The following is a 241-nucleotide window of genomic DNA, read 5'->3' on the forward strand; positions in this document are numbered from 1 at the left end:
TGATGGTGACAATGGACAATCTGCCTTTGAGATCTGGGAAGCCTTACCAGGCAATACTGGCTTGACCGTACAAGACTTTATTGATTCGCTAAAAGGCGACACTGGTGCCTCCGCCTATGAAGTATGGGAAGGGTTGGCTGGTAACGCTGGTAAGACTGAAGCGGAGTTTATTGAAGCCATTACCGGTCCACAAGGTATTGCAGGTGCCACCGGTGCTGATGGTGCCTCCGCCTTTGAGGTT

Annotated in this window: 1 pseudogene; it reads left to right on the plus strand. The window is 51.0% G+C overall.

The features are described 5' to 3' along the window. Window positions 1-241 (plus strand): annotated as a pseudogene (locus tag SB725_RS33545) (hypothetical protein); the annotation flags it as partial.

Source organism: Pseudomonas sp. SIMBA_041 (genome assembly GCF_046535095.1).
GTDB classification, from domain to species: domain Bacteria; phylum Pseudomonadota; class Gammaproteobacteria; order Pseudomonadales; family Pseudomonadaceae; genus Aquipseudomonas; species Aquipseudomonas mucoides.